General features: G+C 71.2%; 12 protein-coding genes. 8 read left to right on the plus strand and 4 right to left on the minus strand.

Translation table 11 applies throughout. The features are described from left to right. Nucleotides 1–48 precede the first annotated feature (48 nt). From JX005_RS12840 to JX005_RS12855, 4 genes are all read right to left on the minus strand, one after another. The gene (locus JX005_RS12840; RefSeq protein WP_214467941.1) at nt 49–5850 is read right to left on the minus strand and encodes a DUF4082 domain-containing protein; all 5802 of its coding nucleotides are present in this window, start codon (nt 5848–5850) and stop codon (nt 49–51) included. Between the two features lie 195 nt (nt 5851–6045). Further along, a complete protein-coding gene (locus tag JX005_RS12845; RefSeq protein ID WP_214467942.1) occupies nt 6046–7737 on the minus strand; it encodes a GMC oxidoreductase in 1692 nt (563 codons plus the stop codon). A 108-nt stretch (nt 7738–7845) separates the two neighbouring features. Next, entirely contained in the window at nt 7846–8745 is a 900-nt protein-coding gene (locus JX005_RS12850; protein WP_307858582.1) for a glycosyltransferase family 2 protein, read from the minus strand. A 113-nt stretch (nt 8746–8858) separates the two neighbouring features. Beyond that, nucleotides 8859–10004, minus strand: coding sequence for a glycosyltransferase (locus tag JX005_RS12855; protein ID WP_214467944.1), 1146 nt, complete (start codon nt 10002–10004; stop codon nt 8859–8861). A 152-nt stretch (nt 10005–10156) separates the two neighbouring features. On the opposite strand from JX005_RS12855, the gene JX005_RS16415 reads away from it, so the two are divergent. From JX005_RS16415 to JX005_RS12895, 8 genes are all read left to right on the plus strand, one after another. Next, a complete protein-coding gene (locus JX005_RS16415) occupies nt 10157–11593 on the plus strand; it encodes a M1 family metallopeptidase (protein ID WP_307858583.1) in 1437 nt (478 codons plus the stop codon). Between the two features lie 56 nt (nt 11594–11649). Then, nucleotides 11650–11910 (plus strand): glutaredoxin family protein, encoded by a 261-nt coding sequence (locus JX005_RS12865; protein WP_214467945.1) that lies wholly within the window; start codon nt 11650–11652, stop codon nt 11908–11910. Nucleotides 11911–11984: 74 nt separating this feature from the next. Continuing rightward, the gene (gene kynA, locus JX005_RS12870) at nt 11985–12842 is read left to right on the plus strand and encodes a tryptophan 2,3-dioxygenase (protein ID WP_307858584.1); all 858 of its coding nucleotides are present in this window, start codon (nt 11985–11987) and stop codon (nt 12840–12842) included. Next, entirely contained in the window at nt 12839–13858 is a 1020-nt protein-coding gene (locus JX005_RS12875) for an amidohydrolase family protein (protein WP_214467946.1), read from the plus strand. The genes kynA and JX005_RS12875 overlap by 4 nt, the downstream gene beginning before the upstream one ends. Beyond that, a complete protein-coding gene (locus tag JX005_RS12880; protein WP_214467947.1) occupies nt 13845–15110 on the plus strand; it encodes a kynureninase in 1266 nt (421 codons plus the stop codon). The genes JX005_RS12875 and JX005_RS12880 overlap by 14 nt, the downstream gene beginning before the upstream one ends. A gap of 109 nt (nt 15111–15219) precedes the next feature. Beyond that, a complete protein-coding gene (locus JX005_RS12885; protein ID WP_214467948.1) occupies nt 15220–16644 on the plus strand; it encodes an MFS transporter in 1425 nt (474 codons plus the stop codon). Between the two features lie 58 nt (nt 16645–16702). Beyond that, nucleotides 16703–18499: an aldehyde dehydrogenase family protein gene (locus JX005_RS12890; protein WP_214467949.1), complete on the plus strand. Its 1797-nt coding sequence runs from the start codon at nt 16703–16705 to the stop codon at nt 18497–18499. Beyond that, entirely contained in the window at nt 18496–20130 is a 1635-nt protein-coding gene (locus JX005_RS12895; RefSeq protein WP_214467950.1) for a GMC family oxidoreductase, read from the plus strand. Before JX005_RS12890 ends, JX005_RS12895 begins: the two co-directional genes overlap by 4 nt. Nucleotides 20131–20386 lie beyond the last annotated feature (256 nt).

Genomic DNA, 20386 nt, shown 5'->3' on the forward strand with positions numbered 1-20386 from the left:
CCCCCAAGATCCAGTAGTCAGATGGCAGTCATCCGGATTCCGCTCCGGTCAGTCATCAGGGTCGAAAACGACGTCGACCCAGAACTTGTTCGTGCTGGTGGCGGTCGGGTTGGCGGTGCCGTAGCCCGCGACACCGCCCGTGGCGATGCTCGTCAGCGGTCCCGAGACCACCGCGGAGGCGAGTCCACCGGTCGTCAGGGCATAGCGGCCGGAGGCGTTGTAGACGGTCACCCGATACTCGGTGCCGGGCTGCAGCCGGATCGGCGATGCCAGCACGGCGGTCTGCCAGCCGGTCGCCGTCTCACTCGAGAAGGTGACCTGGCCCAGGATCGTCCCCGACGCGGAGCGCAGGTATCCCCGGTGCACGCCGGTGTTGAGGTTGCCCTTGAAGAACTTGACCGAGGTCACGACCCCGGCGACCGTCGTGCGGAAGCGCGTGCCGACCTGGTACGCGAGGCCGGTGCCCGATCGCGCGTTCGCATTCGTGGGTGTCCCTGTGGCGAAGAGGCTGACCTGGTCGGCCTTGGCGGCGGTCGTGAAGGACCAGGTTCCGCCGGCGATACTCGTTCCGTTCGCCGTCACCGTCGCGGTATACGTCCTGCTCCAGAGAAGCGGCGTGCTCGGGGTGAACGAGACCGCACCGGTGGTGGCGTTGAAGCTCGACGTGCCCGGCACGCTCGCACCGGAGAGCGTCACCGTGATCGCGGCGGTCGTCGCGTTCGCGAGCGTGGCCGACACCTTGGCGGTCACCGGGTCGACGCCTGCTGCACCCGCGGCCGGCGTCCTCGCGGAGACCGTCGCGAGAGGGAGGGTCGTGAACGACCAGGTGCCCCCGGCGAGTGCAGCCCCGTTCGCCGTGGCCGTCGCGGTGTAGTTCGTCCCCCATTGGAGTGCGGTCGGCGTGAACGACACGACGCCCGAGGCGCCGTCGAAGGCGGACGCGCCGGCGACCGGCACGCCCCCTGCCGTCAGTGTCAGCGTGGCGGTGGTCGCGTGGGCGATCGTCGCCGTGACCGTGGCCGTCTGAGGGTCGACGTTGGCGGAGCCGGCCGCCGGAGCGGTGCCGGCGAGAGCCGGCACAGGAGTCGGCGGTGTGCCGAAGTCGACTTCGGCGTCCACGAAGTAGGCCGTCGAGTTCCAGGACGTCGCAGGCAGCCCCCCGTTGCTTCCGTAGGTGAACCTGCCGTTGTCCACCGCGATCCCCGTGATGCGGCCGGCTGTGCGGCTCTGCGCGAAGTACCCGCCCGTGAAGGAGTACTTCCCTGCCGGGGAGAAGTACGACACGGTGTACCTCGTGCCCGGCTGCAGCGAGACGGGGGTGCTCAGGGCGGCACGCTGCCACCCCGTCGCCGTCTCGTTGACGAACGGCACCTGTGCGAGCACTTCGCCGTCAGGCCCCCAGAGCGTCCCGCGGTGCGACCCGGTGTTGCCCGGGCCCTTGAAGAAGCGGATGGCCGTCGCGGTCCCCGGCTCTGCCACGGTGAACACGGTGCCGAGCTCGACGGCAGCCGTCTCCGTCACGGCCGGCACCACCGGCTCCTCCGAGCCGAACAGGCTCTGCACGTCGCCGCTGGCCGGCGGTTCGACGGTCTGGAATGTCCAGCTGTCCAGCGCCAGCCCGTTGAGGGTGACCGTGGCCGTGTAAGTCGTCGCGTTCGTGAGGGGTGCGGCCGGAGCGAACGTCACGCGACGGGTCGACCCGCTGTAGTTCGCCGTCCCCGTCACGGGGCCCGCGGGTCCGGCGAGTCCGAGCGACACCGCGCCGCCGCCGGGATCGCGATCCAGCATGGCGCTCACCGTGGATCCGACGGGCACGCCCGTCGCGCCCGCCGTCGGCGACATCGACGCGATGCTCGGAACCGGCTGCGTGGAGCCCGCGCCCGGCACGAACTCGACGTCTACGAAGTAGTTCGTGGAGTTCCACACCGCGGTGGGCACGACGCCGCCGGTGCCGTACCGGTACCTGCCGTTCTGCGGAGCCACCGCGGTGAGTGGTCCGTTGCTCGCCGGGTTCGCGAAGCCGCCGGACGTGTAGGAGTATCCGCCCCGAGGAGCCAGATACGACACGGTGTAGGTCCGCCCCGGCGTCAGCGACACCGGCGCGCTGAGGGCGGCCCGCTGCCAGCCGGACTCCGTCTCGCCGACGAAGGTGACCGACGCCAGCCGTGTCCCGTCGGCATCCCACAGCGAGCCCACGTGGGTGCCGGTGTTGCCGGGCGCCTTGTGGAAGCGGATCGCACTGACCTGACCGGGCACGGACGCCGTGAACGCCATGCCGAGCTCGACGGACGCGGTGCCGGCGGTTTCGGCCGACATGGGCGTCGCGTCCTCGAGCAGGGTCACCGGGTCTACCGTGGTCGCGGCGACGGTGAACGACCACGACGCATCGGCACCAGGCATCCCGGACGTGCCCACGATGTTCCTCAGGGACACTGCCACGCGTGCTCCGTTCGGGAATGGTGCGCCGGGCGTGAATGTCACCGCCTTGGCGTCGTCGGACAGCGACCATGCGCCGGTCACCGGAGAGCCGTCGGCAGTGACCGACCCGGTGTACGTGGGTGCGATCGGGGCGCTGAACGACGCGATCACCGCGGTGGAGGGGAGGATGCCCCCTGCTCCGTCCGCCGGAATCCGCTGCACGACCGTCGGGGCGACGATGATCGGCTCGAAGACGACGTCGACGCTGTAGTCGGTCGTGGACTTCTCCTGTGGGAAGTCCCCGCTGTAGGTGAAGAGAGCATCGTTCGCCGCCACGGTGAGCGGGCCGCGGACGTACTCCGAGGCGAAGGCACCGGGCGTGATCGAGTAGCCGCCGTCGGGGGCGACGTACGAGGCGACGTAGCGCGTGCCCGCCGCGACGGTCACCGGCTCGGACAGCTGAGCCGTCTGCCAGCCCGTGGTCGACTCGGCGCCGAACGTCGCACCGGCGAGCTTCTGCCCTCCGCTCGTCCACAGCGCACCCGCGTGCGCACCCGTGTTCCGCTCCCCCTTGTAGAACCTGATGGCGGTGATCCGCCCCTGCACAGCGGGGGTGAATCCGACACCCACGACGACCTTCGCCCCGTCGGTCTCGGACGCGATCGTGGGGGTTCGGCTCTCGTTGAAGAGGCTGCACGGGCACGCTCCCTCGGCACGATCCGCGGCTCTGGTCACGAAGGACCACTGCGGGTCAGCGAGGGCGATGCCCGCCATGTCCGTCGCCGACAGTGACACGGTGTAGCGGGTCTCCGCGTCGAGCGGTGCGGCGGGCGCGAACCGGACGGTCTTCGTCTGAGCGTCGTACGACGCCGTGCCCGCCACCTGCGTTCCGGCGGCGGAGGCGACGCGCACCGAGACGCTGCCGGGATCGGCGGCTCTCGTGAATGTCGCGGTGACGAGCGCGTCGAGCGCGATGCTGGAGCTGTCCGCAGCCGGCGTGCGGCTCGCGATCCGCAGCGGTGACGTGTCGGTCTTGGTCATGAGGACGTCGACGAAGTAGTTCGACTCGCTCCACGTGAGTGTGGGGCGTTGCCCCGGTTCTCCGTAGACGCCGGCGGTCGCCGTTCCGACGTTCGAGGCGACGGTCACGGGGTAGGAGGCGCGCGCGTTGTACGGCCAGTGCAGCGTCTCGATGGCGTAGCCGCCGTTGGAGGCGGTGTACGAGACCGTGTAGGCGGTGCCCCCGACGACGGCGACCGGCGCGGCGAACTCCGCGGTCTGCCAGCCGGTGGCGCTCTCGGACCGGAAGATCACGGATCCGATGCGCTCGCCCGCGCTGTTCCAGAGGGATCCGGTGTGGGTGCCGGTATTGGCGGAGCCCTTGAAGAACCGGATCGCCGTCACGAAGCCGTCGACTGCGGGGGTGAACCGCAGCCCCAGTTCAACCGCCTGGGAGTCGATTGCGGACGCCGTTGCGGGAGTTCTCGAGCCGAAGCCCGAGTACGGTCCGGTCACGTTCACGGTTCGCGTGGTGGCCGCGACCGAGTAGTTCGCGCTGTCATCGATCGCTCTCGCCTTGATCGGCGTCGGGCCGTCGCCCTGCTGGATGTACGAGAAGGACCAGTCGCTCGTGCCCGAAGCCACCCGCCAGGTCGCCCCGCCGTCCGTCGAGACCTCGACGCCGGCCACGCGACCCCCGACGTCGGATGCGGTCCCGGTCGCCGTGACCGACGTCCCATTCGGGATGGTCTGCCCCTCGGTGGGAGAGCTGATGACGGTGGTGGGCGCGGTCGCGTCGGTGCTCTTCGTCGCCGCAGCGAGTCCGGCCATGAGCGTGCCGGGCTGTACGCCCATGTCGGCGAAGAGGTTGACCTGCGACTGCTGCAGTCTCGAGTCGGCCGTGCCGTTCCCGTCGTGGTAGTCGTCGAGTCCCCAACCCCACTGCACCGTCCCCGCCGAGAACACCAGCGCGCCGCTCGGCGCACGGTACATCGTGAGGTTGTGTCGCGTCGGCCCTGGGGCGACCGTGCTCCCGTAGTCGTACATGTACTGCGTGGTGGTCGTGTTCGTGGTCGACATCCTGATCAGGCCGTGGGGTCTCATGCCGTTGTCGACGTCCTCGTCGGACTCGTAGCCGATGATCCCCTGACCGAGGTTCGCGGAGCCTCCGGTGGAAAGGCCGTTCAGCCCCGTGTTCCGCCACATACGAAGCTTGCCCTCGGACGATGTGACGGTGAGCGGGGCCGAGATGTCGTTGACCGTGTACATCGTCCCCGTGAGGGCGTTCTCCGGCTTGTGCCCGCCCTGCGCGGCGCTCGCGAACCGAGGGTCGCGCCAGGTGCCCGTCCACTCGGCCGTCGGATCGATCTTCGCGTTGCTCCACGTCTCCTTGTACGAGACCAGCGTGCGGTAGGGCGTGTGCGAGGCGTCGGCCGACGGCTCATACCGGGTGCGCCAGTAGCCCTCGTTGCCCGAGAGGAACTGGAGGTTGACGCCGGCGTCCCGCGCTGCCTCCATGTTGGCGCGCTGTGCTCCCGACCAGTACTCGTCGTGGCCCACCGACAGGAAGGCCTTGTGGTTCCGCAGGTCGCCGCCCCGGCGGTCGGTGTCGACGCCCGCGATGTAGCTCACGTCGTAGCCGTTGCGCTCGAGGAAGCGGACGCTGGCATACTCCGCACTGAAGTAGAAGCTGCGATGCTCGTAGGTCCCGCGCGTGGTGATCGGCCTGTTGTAGCTGATCTTGTAGGCGCGCCCGTTCGCGGCTCCCTGGTAGAAGTCCGACCCGCCGTACGGGTTGTACGCCTGCCACGTCGGATCCGAGGTCTGGAAGACCACGTCCGAGCGATTGCCGTCGTTGCGGACGACGAAGAGGATGTGGCTGTCGCCGCCGGTGTCGGTGCGCACCAGTCGCGCGATGTACACACCGGAGACCGCGTCAGCGGGAACAGTCCACGACGCGGAGACCCCCCAGTTGCCGCAGTCGTAGAGTTCGGTCGTGACGTCGGAGATGCACTGCGGCTGACGCTGGGGAAGGGTGGCCGAGGGATTCACCGTCGTGATGAAGCGGGCGCCGAGTCCCTGGTACCAGCCGGTGCGGTAGATCCTCACCTGGTAGGCGCGGGCATCGGTGTCGACCTTGAAGTCGACGCGCTGGCCGGCGTTCACGCTGATCTCCGTGGCGAACCCCTGAATGGATTCGTCACCCGCCTCGGTGATATCCCATTCCGCGGGGTCGGTTCCCGGTTTCTGGTTCTCGCAGACGACCGGGTTGATGTTGGCGCCGCACGGACTCGCCGCCTGCGCCGCAGGCGGCGGCGCGATCGTCACGAGTACGGCCGCGACGAGCGCGACGAGCGCGACGGACGCGGCGATCCTCGTCGGATAGGTCCGAAGGCTCGACCGAACCGACGCCAAAGGCTGGCTCTTCCCCATGTGCTTCCCAACTACCCGACGCCGAACTCGGCGCCGCCTTCACGTCGGCCACCAGCGACCGGCTGAGAAGACATCCGTGCGAATTCCCCAACGCACACGGCGGGTCCCGGGGGCATCGTACGCCCGGATCCCGCCCAAGGGAACCCACCAGCGCGATCTCGCGGAAATGACCGCTCGGGGTGGCGTGCGGCTGGGTCAGCGGCCGGTGATCGGATCGCGGTCGGCGCGGGCCGGGACCGCGGTTCCGCGTGAACCCGCGTCGGCAAGGTGGTGAGCCAGTCGCACCCCCAGGACGGTGGCGAGGAACGTCGGGTTCGCCTCCGCGCTCGTCGGGAAGACGCTGCTCGACGCGATGTAGAGGTTCTCGACACCGTGAACTCGGCAGTCGCCGTCGACGACTCCGGCCGCAGCATCCCTGCTCATGCGAGTGGTGCCGATGCTGTGGAATCCGTCGGTCGCCTGCTCCCACGCCGCGGCGCGAACCGCGTCGGGATCGCCTGCGAGGTACTCGAGACGGCCTCTCCCTGCGGAGCGCAGTTCCGCGTCCAGCATCTGATGAGCCAGCAGCAGGGAGTCGATGTCGGCCTCGAGGAAGCGGTAGTCGATGTGGAGGACGCCGCGGCCGGCAGTGTCCGTCCGCATCGTGATCCGGCTCTCCGGATTGGGCAGTTGCTCGGCGTGGTAGTGGATGGCGTACCGGCCGCCGTCGTTGCGCAGGATGAATCCCGGCTTGCGCACGCGCGAGAGGTATCGCCGTCCCAGGATGTCGGCGATGTCGGCGAGTGCACGCCATGGCTTGCGGAAGATGTTCGCGAGGTGCGCGCGGACGCGATACGGTCGCGGGCCGACGTGCCGCAGCCGGATCCCCTCCGCGAGGACGCGGCGCCCGATCGGCGGGATGGCGAGACCGAGGAACACCGCCGACAGTGTCGGGTTGCGATGCGACTCTTCGTAGAACGGCGGGTTGTCGATGTAGAACGACGTGTTGAGGATCTCGTGCTCCCGCTGGGCTTCCTCGGTCAGGGTGAAGCGCCGCCGGATGTACGTGTCATGGTCATCGCGGACGAAGTCGAGCTCGGCCGCCGAAGCCGGGTCGTCCAACACCACGTCGGCGATGCTCCCCGTTGCGTGACCCATGTAGAACCGCCCCAGAGGGCCACCGGCTCCGCCGAACGCCGTCGGCCGCGCACGCTGCACCTCGAGCAGCAGGCGCGTCGTCTCGAGGCCGCCGAGCGCGAGGACATACGCCGGTGCCTGCACGGTGGTGATCTCCCCGCCGCGTTCGATGACCAGGTGCGAGACCGACCCGCCGGGCGAGAAGGAGAGGTCGGTCACGGTCGCCCCGAACGCGGCATCCACCAGCGGATGCTCGATCACGCGGCGCCCGAGCGTGCGCGCGAGCCGCGGCTGACGGGCCCAGCGCTCGAGGTTCGACATCCGGAAGCGGCTGAGTCCGCCCCAGCCGGTCAGGGGGGAGCGGAACTCGGGCGCGCCGCAGTCCAGATGCGCCGCGGCCGCGGGATACCACGGGGCGACATCGTCCATGGCGATCGGCCAGTCCGAGCCCGGAACGTAGTCGCGCCGCTCGAAGTCGATCGGCTCGAACGCCACGCACCGGCCGCCCCAGAGCCACGTGGTTCCGCCGAGCCCCCGGCGCAAGGTCAGGTCCAGCGGCGCGTGACGCGCGGAGTCGGCGATCTCGGTGGCCGCCTGCTCATCGACGTCGATCCCGAGCCCACCGGGCGTGAGGTCACCCGCGTCGAGGAGCAGGACGCGGCGTCCGGCCTCAGCGGACTCGATCGCGAAAGCGAGCCCCACCGGACCGGCGCCCACCACGCAGCAGTCGTACGGGCCGCGCAGCCGGTCGCGCGCGCCGAGTACCGTCATCGCGTGCCCCCACCCATCGGACTTCGATCGCGTACTGAAGTGCGGGCATCCTATCCCCGCGTGCGCGCCGCCGTAACCCGTCTGCCCGGCCGTGTGGCCCCGGTGGCCTCAACCGGCGGTAGGAAGGCCGCGCCGACTGGAGCCGTCCCGCTCCCACCTGCGCTCTCCGCTGCGGCGCATGACCCGGTCGGCGCGGCGACGCGCGGCCAGGGTCAGGAGGATGTACCAGCCCGCGTCCCAGGCGCTGCGGGGCCCGCGAACCGCGCGCAGGACGGATCGCCCGCGCGATCCGGCGTGCGACGAGATGCCCAGCTCGACGTAGCCCCGGCGCTGGCGCGCCAGCACGGCCACCAGGTCGTGGGCATTGCGCGGTGTGCGAACCCGCATCGGGACGGTGGTGACGACCCGCTTCTCATCCTCGGTGAACTGCGCATCGAACCATGAGTCGTCGGCGGTCACGCGCGGGAACTCGGCGAACCGCGCGTGACCCGCCTCACCGACGGCGTAGCCGCCCGCGCCCCACAGCCGCGTGGCGGGGGCGAAGGCGCGGCCGCGCGAACGGTAGTACGCGCGCACCGGCGCCGTGGCGCCGCTGATGTCGTAGGAGTACCAGGGTCGCGCCGCGAGCACGCCCGGGGAGTCGAGCGCGTCGAACACGGCGATCACGGCGCTCGGCGAGATCTCGATGTCGGCGTCCAGGTACAGGCGCGGCCACGCCGTCGCGACGCGATCGCCCAGGTTCAGCCCCGCCACCTTGGATGCGACATCCGTCTCCGCCACGCGCACGCCCCCGAACCGGGCGGCGATCCCCGCGGTGTCGTCCGCGCAGCCGTTGCACGCCACGATCACTTCGACACCCTGAAGGGTGCAGAGCGGGGCCAGCGACCGCAGAGTGCGTGCGATGACCTCCGCCTCGTCGTGCGCGGGGATGATGACGGCCCCGTGGGCGTCGGGCGGAAGCCGATCAGCGACGGGGCCGGCTCGGAAGACTGCCGCCGAGGAGACCACCGCTCCATCGGCAGGCGGTGCGGGTGCCGCAGAGCGACGCATAAGTGTGAACCCCCTGGCTGCGTGGCTGAGAGCGTAGTCCTCCGCGGCCGCTGCCGCCCCCCTTGGAGCGCCTACAGCTCGCCGGGCGCCATCGCCTGCGCGTCGAGCTCCTCGACGAAGCGGCGCGCACGGGTCGGCTCGGCGCCGGCCTTGCGCGGAGCGTAGACGACAAGGGAGTGGAACACGAAGCGCACGACGAACGCCACGGCGAGCGTGAGCGCCGTCGCGACGACGACCGAGATGTGCCAGGACTCGACCAGCAGCGCCATGATCGGGATGCGCACGAGCGCCTCGGCGTTGTTGAACGTGAACGACTTCGCGAACCGGAGCCAGCCCCGCGAGGCGGCCTCGCGCATGTCGTGGAACACGAAGCGCTCGAGCAGCAGGAAGTTGCCGATGATCGTGGTCTCTGCGGCGATGACGGCGGCGACCACGTAGCCGACGCCCATCTCGGTGAGAGCCCACACGATCGCGATGTTCACGATCGCGCCGAGCCCGCCGATGATTGCGAACAGCGACATCTTGCCGAAGCGCAGCGCCGTGAGCTGTGCGACGAAATGCAGGCCCTGGCGCACGGAGGCCTTCGACTCGCCCGCGTGGCGGTCGGCGAAGTCGAAGGGCACCTCGGCGACCCGCAGGCTCTTGCGCGCCAGGATCTCGAGGAGGATCTTGAAGCCGCGCGGCCGCAGCGTCGACGCCTCGATCGCCCGGCGGTCGACGAGGAAGTAGCCCGTCATCGGGTCGGACACGTCGCGAAGGCGGTTGGGGAACATCGCCCGGGTGAGCGCGGTCGCGGCCTTCGACACGAGCACGCGCGTGCGATCGGCGAGTCCGGTCGCGGTGCCGCCGCCGGCGTAGCGCGACGCGATCACGACATCGGCGTCGCCGCGCGTGAACCGCTCGTACAGCACCGGGATCAGCTCGGGCGGATGCTGCAGGTCGCCGTCGATCACGAGGCACGTGTCGGCTTCGGCCAGTGCGAAGCCCTCGACGACCGCGCTCCCCAGCCCACCCGCGCGGGTCGAACGGTGCACGAGCCGCACCGGGAGAGAAGCGGATGCCGCGACCTCGCGGATCACGTCGGGAGTGTCGTCCGTGCTGTCGTCGACGAAGACGACCTCGGCCTCGATCCCCCCGACGGCCGCCGTGACACGACGGACCAGCTCCGCGACGTTGGGAGCCTCGTTGAACGTGGGAACGATGATGGACAGCTGCACTGCGATCCATCGTCGCACGGCGAACCGCCCCCGCGAACCCGGCCTGTGGAGCGACCGCTCCGGTGTGCGTTTTCGGTGACCCCCTCGACACGCTGCCGAAATGCGGCGAGGCTAGCGTCGACCTCGTTCGATGAAGTCCTGGGGAGGATGCCGTGCCCATTCCTGCGTTCCGTCGCATCACGCTCGCCGCCGCCGCCGTCGCGGTCGCGACCGCCCTCGTGGCCACGAGCTCCGCAGTCGCCGCGCCCGGGTCGCCGGGCTCGCCGCGCTACAGCCCCGGCGCCGAGGGCGCGGGCGATCCGTACTTCCCCCTTGCGGGCAACGGCGGGATCGATGTCGTGCACTACGACCTCGATCTCGACTACACCCCGCCGGCACCGGCGCCCGCTCCGCTCGAGGGGACGCTGAACGGCGTGGCCACGATCGACCTCGTCGCGACCGCGGACGTCGACCGGTTCAACCTCGATCTGCGGGGCCTCACCGCCTCGAAGGTCGTCGTGGGCGGCAAGAGCATGGCCTTCGAGCAGACGGCGAACGAGCTGGTCATCACGCCGCGCCCCAAGCTCAAGACCGGTCAGTCCGCCACGGTGGTCGTGACCTACGGCGGCACGACGACGCGCCCCACCGACATCGAAGACGCGCTCTACGGCTGGGTGACCACCCGCGACGGCGCGATGGTCGTGAGCGAGCCCGACGGGTCGGCGACCTGGTTCCCCGTCAACGACCACCCGACAGACAAGTCGACCTACTCGTACGAGATCACCGTGCCCGAGGGCCTGACCGCCGTCGCCAACGGCCTGCTCGTCGGATCGCAGACCGCGGACGGCCGCACGACGTGGACATGGGATGCCCCCGACCCGATGGCGGCCTACCTCGCGACGGCGACCGTCGGCAGGTTCGAGCTCAGGCAGTACACCGCAGCCAACGGCACCCCGATCATCGACGCGATCGACGTCACGCGCACGGCGGGCCAGGTCGGGTCGCTCGCCCGGACGAGCGACATGCTGGTGTTCTTCGAGGATCGGTTCGGCCCGTACCCCTTCGTCTCGTACGGCGCGATCGTCGACAACGACTCGGTGGGCTACGCGCTGGAGACCCAGACCCGGTCGTTCTTCTCCACCAGCGCTGCCGAGAACACCGTCGCGCACGAGCTCGCGCACCAGTGGATGGGCGACCACGTGAGCCCGGAGCGCTGGGCCGACATCTGGCTCAACGAGGGCTGGGCGACCTACGCCTCGTGGATGTGGCGCGAGCACCGCGGCACATCCTCGACCGCGACCCTCTTCACCGGCGTGATGAACCGCTCGGCGACGTCGTCCACGTGGAGCACCGTGCTCGCCGACCCCGGGCCGCTCGGCATCTTCGGCACCGCTGTCTACGACCGTGGCGCCGCCCTGCTGCACGCGCTGCGCGGCGAACTCGGCGACGCCGACTTCTTCGCGCTGGCGACGGAGTGGGTCGCCCGGTACGGCGGCGGCACGGCGACGACGGCCGACTTCATCGCCCTGTCCGAGGAGGTCTCGGGTCAGGACCTGACCGAGTTCTTCCGGGTCTGGGCGTACGAGCCGACGAAGCCAACCGTCTGGTAGCGGCAGGCAGGGGGCACCCGGCCCTCTTCCAGGATCGATACGGGAGAATGGAAGTCATGACTTCCGCCCCCTCCACGATCACGATGTTCGGCGCCGACTGGTGCCGCGACTGCGTCCGCACCAAGCGCCAGCTCGATTCGCTGGGAATCCAGTACACCTACGTGGACCTCGTGGCCGACCCCGCTGCCGCCGACGTCGCGCGCGAGATCTCGGGCCGCACGAACATCCCCGTCGTGGTGTACCCGGATGCCTCGCACCACGTCGAGCCGACGAACGACGACGTCGAGACCAAGCTCCGCGAGCTCGAGCTCATCTGACGCGGGAGCCCCGCAAGGACCGGGCCGCTCACAGGCCCTGACGAAGGAGCATCCCCCCTCGTTAGGCTGAGCGGGTGAGCGAAGGCGTCGAACGCAACACCCGGGCGATCGAGGGCACGGTCGTCACCGACTTCGCCGATCGCATGAGCTACGGGGGCTACCTCGACCTCGGAACCCTGCTGGCCGCGCAGCGGCCGCTGAGCGATCCCGAGCACCACGACGAGCTGCTGTTCATCATCCAGCACCAGACCACCGAGCTGTGGCTGAAGCTGGTGCTCCACGAGCTCGGCGCCGCCTGCCGGCTGCTGCGCGAAGACCAGCTCGCCCCCGCGCTCAAGTGCATCGCGCGCGTCAAGCACATCCAGAAGACCCTGACCGAGCAGTGGTCGGTGCTCGCGACGCTCACCCCCGCCGAGTACGCGCAGTTCCGCGGCGTGCTGGGCAACGCCTCGGGCTTCCAGTCGGCGCAGTACCGTGCCGTCGAATTCACCCTCGGCAACAAGAACGCGGCGATGCTGCGCGTCTTCGAGAACGATCCCGCCGCGCACGAGCTGATCGAGCGGGCCCTGCAGGCGCCCAGCCTCTACGACGAGTTCCTCCGGATGCTGGCGAGGTCGGGCTACCCGATCCCCACCGAGGTGCTCGAGCGCGATGTCACTCGGGCGTGGACGTTCACCCCCGAGCTCGTGCCGCTGTTCGCCGACATCTACGCCGACCCCCAGCAGCACTGGGCGGCGTACGAGACCTGCGAAGAGCTCGTCGACCTCGAGGACAACTTCCAGCTGTGGCGGTTCCGCCACCTCAAGACCGTCGAGCGCATCATCGGCTTCAAGACCGGCACCGGAGGGTCGAGCGGCGTGCCGTTCCTGCAGCGAGCGCTGCAGCTGACCTTCTTCCCCGAGCTCTTTGCCGTCCGCACGGAGATCCGATGACGGATGCCGGGCGGGACGGGTCGACGGGGAGCGCCGCGGCGCGCGGGTCGACCGAGGCACTGCAGGGGCTCCTCGGCGGCACGGCTACGCTGTGCCGCCGCGCCATCACGGGCGAGCCGGGGGTCGCGCTCCCGCCGCTGATCGACCACCACGTGCATGTGCATCTCATCGATGAGCACGCGCTGCCCGCGGGCGGCATCGCCGGCGTCGTCGACCTCGGCGGCGATCCGATCGGCTTCGCCCGCCGCGAGGGCGCGGGCATGCCGCACGTCGTGCACGCCGGTGCATTCCTCACCGCCCCCGGCGGCTATCCGTCCGGCCGCGGCTGGGCGCCGGATGCGATCGTGCGCACCGTCTCCAGCCCGTCCGCGCATCCCGGTGTGGCCGGCGGCGCGGCGACGGCGGTCGACGAGCAGGCGTCGTTCGGGGCATCCCTCATCAAGGTCGCACTCAACTCCACCGCCGGCCCCGTGTTCGGCTCCGCGACGCTCGAGGCGATCGTCGTCGCGGCGCGCGGACACGACCTGCCCGTCGTCGCGCACGTCGAAGGAGACGGGATGACGCGGCTCGCGCTCGACGCGGGCGTCGACGCCCTCGCGCACACGCCCTTCACCGAGGCTCTCGACGACGACCTCATCGGGCGCGCGGTGGCCGCCGGGCAGACCTGGATCTCGACGCTCGGCATCCATGGCGCCGACCCGGCGGCGGAGGCGAACGCGCTCGCCAATCTCGAGGCCTTCGTCGCCGCCGACGGCACGGTGCTCTACGGCACCGACCTCGGCAACGGCGACCGCCGGTTCGGCGTGCTCGTCGAGGAGCTCCGCGCCCTCGACCGGGTCGGCGTGCGCGGCGACCGGCTGATCGCCGCACTGTGCGATCCGTGGCCCGCAGCCGCCCCCGCCGGGGTCTCGACCTTCGTCCCCGGTCCGCCGCCCACCACGCTCGGCGACGTCGCCGAGTGGCTGGGGCGTGCGGCCGTCGTCCCCTCCGAGGAGCTCATCCATGACGACCACTGACCCCGGCGCGCCGGGGACCACCGCCGATCTCGAGGCCGAGGCATCCGCTCTCGACGCGGCCGACCCGCTGCGGCACCACCGCGACGCGTTCGTCGGGGCCGAGAGCTCGCTGGTGTACTTCGACGGCAACTCGCTCGGCCGTCCGCCTCGCGCGAGCGTCGACCGGCTGGCGGCCTTCGCCCGCGACGAGTGGGGCGGTCGGCTGATCCGCGGTTGGGACGAGTCGTGGATGAAGCTGCCGTTCGAGATCGGCGACACGATCGGGCGTGCGGTGATCGGCGCGGCGCCCGGCCAGACGGTGGTCGGCGACTCGACCACCGTGCTGCTCTACAAACTCGTGCGGGCGGCGTTCGACGCGCAGCACGCCGCCGATCCGGCCCGCGTCGACATCATCGTCGACCGCGACAACTTCCCGACCGACCGCTACCTCGTCGACGGCATCGCGCGCGAGCGCGGCGGACGCGTGCGGTGGATCGACGTCGACCTGGCGGCGGGCGTGACGTCCGACGCTCTGCGGGCGGCGGTCGGGCCGACGACCGCGGTGGTGCTGCTGAGCCACGTCGCGTACCGGTCGGGATATCTGGCGGATGCCGCGGCCTTCACCGAGATCATCCACGAAGCCGGCGCGCTCGCGGTGTGGGACCTGTGCCACTCCGCCGGATCGGTGCCGGTGCACGCCGACGCCTGGGGGTTCGACCTCGCCGTCGGCTGCACGTACAAGTACCTCAACGGCGGACCGGGCTCCCCGGCCTTCGCGTACGTCGCCGCCCGGCATCAGGACGCGCTGGCGCAGCCGATCCAGGGCTGGATGGGCACCGCCGACGTCTTCGCGATGGGCCCGGAGTACCGGCCGGCCGACGGCATGAGACGGTTCCTCTCGGGCACGCCGCCGATCGTCGGGATGCTCGCCATGCAGGACACCCTCGCGCTGATCGAGGAGGCGGGCATCGATGCCATCCGTGCGAAGTCGGTGGCGCTGACCGACTTCGCGGTGAGGGTCTCCGACGCGCTGCTGGGTCCGCTCGGCGTGAGTGTCGCTTCGCCACGGGATGCCGCGGCCCGCGGCGGCCACGTCACGCTGTCGCACCCCGCCATGCGGGCCGTCACCGCGCGGCTGTGGACCGAGGACGTCATCCCCGACTACCGCGACCCCGAGGGACTGCGGATCGGGCTCTCCCCGCTGTCGACGAGCTTCGCCGAGACCCTCGCGGGCCTGCGCGCCGTGCGCGACGCCGTGGCCGAGCTGGACTGACCCCCCGCGCGGGGAGACGCGACCTCCGGTCGTTGAGCGAGCGGCGCGAGACGAAACGCCCTGTCCACAGGCACGACCGCGGGAGCGGGGCCTCACCTACACTGGCGCGATGAGCACCGACGCTCCCGACGCCGGCGCGGCCGCGGCATCCGACTCCGCCTGCGCGCGCACCCGCCTCTCCACCGGCACCATCGCCCGCTACGCCACCGGCTCGCTCGGCACCGGTGGCTTCGGCACGCTGCCGGGGCTCGTGCTGACGTACTACCTCACCGACTCGCTCGGCGTCGCCGCACTGGTGGCCGGTCTTGTGATCACGCTGGCCAAGATCTGGGACGTCGTGATCGACCCGGTGATCGGGGCCCTCACCGACCGCGACCTCGCGCGCCACGGCACGCGCCGCCGGCTCATGCTCGTCGGAGCGTGCAGCATCCCGGTGCTCTTCGCCCTCACCTTCGCTGTGCCGCCCGCGCTCGGCCCCGCGGTCGCGGCGATCTGGGTCTTCTTCGCGTTCACCCTGACGGCGACGGCATTCAGCCTGTTCCAGGTGCCGTACATCGCACTCCCGGCCGAGCTCACGCCCCGCTACGACGAGCGCACGCGCCTGCTCACGTGGCGCGTCGTCGTGCTCACCCTCGCGATCCTGGCGTTCGGCGCCGGCGGCCCTGCCCTGCGCCGCGTCGCCGACGACCCCGCCACGGGGTACCTCGTGATGGGCATCGTCGCGGGCGTCGTCATCGGCCTGGGCATGCTGGTCGCGACGACGGTCGCGCGGCGTCCGGTGACGGCGACGACCCTCGGCGCCCCCGGCGGAACGCTCCCCGGCGCAGCGCGGGGGAGTCTGCGCCAGCACTACGCCGACGGCGTCCGGGCACTGCGACGCAGCGGTCCGTTCCGCGCGCTGCTCTCGACCTTCGTGCTGCAGGCGCTCGCGACCGGCCTCATGCTCGCCGGCGCGCAGTACGTCGCGACCTGGGTGCTGCACTCGGAAGCCGCCGTCGAGCTGCTGTTCGTCGCCCTCATCGCCCCCGCGCTCTTCGCCGCCCCGGCGTGGGGCGTCGTGTCCCGGCGCATCGGCAAGGAGCGCACGTTCGCGATCGCGAGCGCTGTCTTCGCCGTCGCCGCCCTGTCGATCCTCGGCGTGCTGTGGGCGCCGGGCAACTGGATCTACGCGCCCGTCGGCGTCGCGGGCATCGCCTACGCCGGCATGCAGTCGCTGCCGATGGCGATGCTGCCCGACGTGATCTCGCACGACGAGCGCACGAACGGTCCCGGGCGCGCGGGATCCTTCAGTGGCGTGTGGACGGCGGGCGAGACGGTCGGCTTCGCCCTGGGCGCGACGGTGCTGTCGCTGATCCTCGCGGCGACCGGCTACATCTCGTCGACCGCGGGCGAGTCGGTGGCGCAGCCCGCCGCCGCGGTCACCGGCATCGTCATCAGCTTCAGCCTCGCGCCGGCGGTGCTCATCGGGCTCAGCCTCCTGAGCCTGGCCAGGTACCCGCTGCGTCGCAGCGACATCGAGTCGCAGCAGGCGTGAGATCGCGTGTCAGGGCAGCCATCGTAGACTGAGACACCCCGCCCGAAGGAGAGCGCCCGTGCCCAAGGCCGTCCCGGCAACCGCCGCACCGTCCCGCGCGAAGGCGCCCGCCCTCCCTGAGGACGTGTCCGGCCCGCTCGACGCGGCGATCGCCGACCTCGAGACCGGCGCACGCACCTGGAGCCACCTCACGCTCGACCAGCGCGCCCGGCTGCTCGGCCGCATCCGCGACTCGGTCGCGACGGTCGCCGAGGAGTGGGCCGACGTCGCAGCGACGTCCAAGAGCCTCGAGCCAGGGCATCCGCTCCGTGGTGAGGAGTGGCTGTCGGGCCCCTACGCCACGCTGGTCGCCGTCGACGCGTACCGGTCGACGCTCTCGGCGCTCGCGAAGGGCGAGAGTCCGCTCCGCGGGGTGAAGACGGATGCCGCGCCCGGCGGCCGTCTGCGCGCGCACGTCTTCCCGCTCAGCCCCATCGACGGCCTCCTCCTCTCGGGCTACACCGGCGAGGTGTGGTTCGAGCCGGGTGTCACCGAGGCGCAGGCGCGCCGGACCGCCGGCCTGGGCCAGCTGTCGCCGACCGAACCGGGCGGCGTCGGACTCGTGCTCGGCGCGGGCAACGTCACGTCGATCCCGGTGCTCGACGTGATCTACGAGCTCATGGCGCACAACCGCGTCGTCATCCTCAAGGTGAATCCCACCCAGGACACGATGGTCCCGGTGTACGAGCGTGCACTGGCCCCCCTCATCGAGCCGGGCTTCCTGCGCATCGTGCGCGGCGGCGGAGACGTCGGCGCCTACCTGAGCGATCACCGCGCGATCTCGCACGTGCACATCACGGGCGCCACGCCGACGTTCGACGCGATCGTCTGGGGGTCTCCGACGGGCGCAGGGGCCGCTGCCACCGCACGTCGCCGGCGCGAGGACCGCCCGAAGCTCAAGAAGCCGATCACCGCCGAGCTCGGCGGCGTCTCGCCGATCATCATCGTGCCCGGCGAGTGGAGCGAGGCCGACCTCCGGTTCCAGGCCGAGCACGTCGCCACGATGCGGCTCTACAACTCCGGCCACAACTGCATCGCCGGGCAGATCGTGCTGCTGAGCTCCGACTGGCCGCAGCGCGAGGCCTTCCTCGACGCCCTGCGCGCGGCGCTCGACGCCGCGCCGGCACGGCCGGTCTGGTACCCGCGGTCCGACGAGAAGCTGGCGGCCGCGGCATCCGACTATCCCGATGCGTCCTGGCGCGGCGACGGCACGCGCGCTCTCGTCGAAGCGACCTCCGGACCAGGCGCGGCGGCGATCGAGAAGACCGAGTACTTCGCCCCGGTGCTCGGGGTGGTGGCGCTTCCGGGCAACGGGCAGGAGTTCCTCGACCGGGCGATAGCCCACGCGAACGAGCAGCTCGCCGGCACCCTCGGCGCGAACGTGCTCATCGATCCGGTGACGCAGGCGGCGCTGGGCGACGGGTTCGAGCACGCCATGGCCGACCTCCGCTACGGCACGATCTCGATCAACTCGTGGACCGCCTTCGGCTTCCTCACCCCCACCCTGCCGTGGGGCGGGTTCCCCGGCGCGACGCTGCAGGAGGTCGAGAGCGGGATCGGCGTGGTGCACAACGCCCTGCTGCTCGACGGCATCGAGCGTGCGGTGACCCGCGGACCGTTCCGGCCGTTCCCGCGGTCGCTCGAGCCGAAGGCGCTGGGCCGCTCGGGCGGGCGCGCCTTCTCGGTGCTTCCGAAGCCGCCGTGGTTCGTGACGTCGCGCACCGGCGCCGCCGTGAGCGAGGGATTCACGCGGTTCCGGATGGACGGCGACTACCCGAAGCTCGCGCGCACGCTCCTCAAGGCGTTCCGCGCGTGACGCGGCGGGCGCGGCGGCCGTTGATCGCCGACTACATCGTGGTGGGCGCCGGCTCGGCAGGCGCGGCGCTAGCGGCGCGGCTGAGCGAGGACCCGTCGGTATCGGTGCTGCTGCTCGAGGCAGGTGGGCCCGACAAAGCGCTCGAGCTGCACGTGCCGGCGGCGTTCTCGAAGCTCTTCCGCGGCGCCTACGACTGGAACTACGACACGGTCCCGCAGGAACGGCTCGAGGGCCGCACCGTCTACTGGCCCCGGGGCAAGACCCTCGGCGGCTCGTCGTCGCTCAACGCGATGATGTGGGTGCGCGGTTTCGCCGCCGACTACGACGAGTGGGCCGAGGGGGCCGGCCCTGCGTGGTCGTGGAAGTCGCTGGTTCCGTACTTCCGGCGGGTCGAGCGCACGCAGGACGCCGCGGACGAAACCCAGGGCTCGGACGGACCGCACTCCGTGGAGCATCAGCGCGATCCGCGCCCGCACACGGCGGCGTTCCTCGACGCGGCACGTGAGCTGGGGCATCCCGTCACCCCCGCCAATCTCGCCGAAAATCAGGGATTCAGTCAGACGATGGTGTCGCAGCGCCGCGGCGGGCGCGTGTCGACGGCCGACGCCTATCTCCGCCCGGCTCGGCGGCGTCGCAACCTGCGCGTCGTCACGCATGCGCTGGTGCGGCGGGTCACGTTCGGTCCGGGCGACGGCGACGCGCGGCGCGCGACCGGCGTCTACGTCGAGGTCGACGGGGTGACCCGTCAGGCGCTCGCTCGGCGCGAGGTGATCCTCTGCGGCGGTGCCGTCAATACCCCGCAGCTGCTGATGCTGAGCGGCATCGGGCCCGCCGAGCACCTCGCCGAGCACGGCATCCCGGTCGTCGTGGACGCGCCCGGCGTGGGCTCGAATCTGCAGGACCACCTCGTTGCGGGGCTCGCGCCGGAGGCGCACGGCGGCACGCTGTTCGGCGCCGAGCGCGCCGTCGAGCTCGCGCGGTACCTCTCGTCGCGACGCGGGATGCTGACCTCCAACGTCGCGGAGGCGTGCGGGTTCGTGCGCACCGAGGTCGCCGACCGCACCGGCATGGGGGCCGGGCTGCCCGACATCGAGATCATCTTCGCGCCGGTGCCGTACGTCGGCGAGGGCCTCGTGCCGTCGCCCGGCGAGGGGATCACCGTGGGCGCGATCCTGCTGCGACCGCGCAGCCGCGGGACGATCCGGCTCGCCTCCGCGGATCCGACCGCGAAGCCGCTCATAGACCCGGGCTACCTCACCGATCCCGACGGCATCGACGAGGCCACGATGCTCGCCGGCCTTGCGGAGTGCGAGCGTCTGATCGACACCGAGGCGCTCGGCGCGCTCACCACCGGCGGCTGGATCCAGCCCGAGGGCGGGGAGTCCCTGACACCCGCCGAGCGGGCGGAGCTGTCGCTGCGCCGCTACTCTCACACGCTGTACCACCCCGTCGGCACGGCGAGGATGGGGACGGATGCCGCCTCCGTCGTCGACCCCGAGCTGCGGGTACGCGGAGTCGACGGACTGCGGGTGGCCGACGCATCCGTCATGCCCACGGTGATCCGCGGCCACACGAACGCGCCGGCGATCGTCATCGGCGAGGTCGCCGCCGACCTCCTCCGCGCCCGCTGACCGTTCCCTCCCGCGCTGCCGCGCCCCCACCCCCGGGGTTGAGTGTCCACGACATGCCGTGTCTCCGCGCGCCGTGGCGGCGTGTCCTGGACACTCAACCCGTTCGGGTCCACGGATGGGTTGAGTGTCCACGACATGCCGTGTCTCCGCGCGCCGTGGCGGCGTGTCCTGGACACTCAACCCGTTCGGTGTCCACAAGGGGTGGGGGACGGGAAAGGGAAAGGGGAGGCACCGGGTCGCGATGACCGGGTGCCTC

The sequence above is a fragment of the Microbacterium flavescens genome, from assembly GCF_018588945.1.
In the GTDB taxonomy this organism is placed as follows: domain Bacteria; phylum Actinomycetota; class Actinomycetes; order Actinomycetales; family Microbacteriaceae; genus Microbacterium; species Microbacterium flavescens.

Bases quoted from the DNA above. Each gene is read 5' to 3' on its own strand.
- JX005_RS12865 (WP_214467945.1), top strand. From the start codon at position 11,650: ATGACTTCCGCCCCCTCCACGATCACGATGTTCGGCGCCGACTGGTGC.
- JX005_RS12875 (WP_214467946.1), top strand. From the start codon at position 12,839: ATGACGGATGCCGGGCGGGACGGGTCGACGGGGAGCGCCGCGGCGCGC.
- JX005_RS12840 (WP_214467941.1), bottom strand. From the start codon at position 5,850: ATGGGGAAGAGCCAGCCTTTGGCGTCGGTTCGGTCGAGCCTTCGGACC.
- JX005_RS12880 (WP_214467947.1), top strand. From the start codon at position 13,845: ATGACGACCACTGACCCCGGCGCGCCGGGGACCACCGCCGATCTCGAG.
- JX005_RS12845 (WP_214467942.1), bottom strand. From the start codon at position 7,737: ATGACGGTACTCGGCGCGCGCGACCGGCTGCGCGGCCCGTACGACTGC.
- JX005_RS12885 (WP_214467948.1), top strand. From the start codon at position 15,220: ATGAGCACCGACGCTCCCGACGCCGGCGCGGCCGCGGCATCCGACTCC.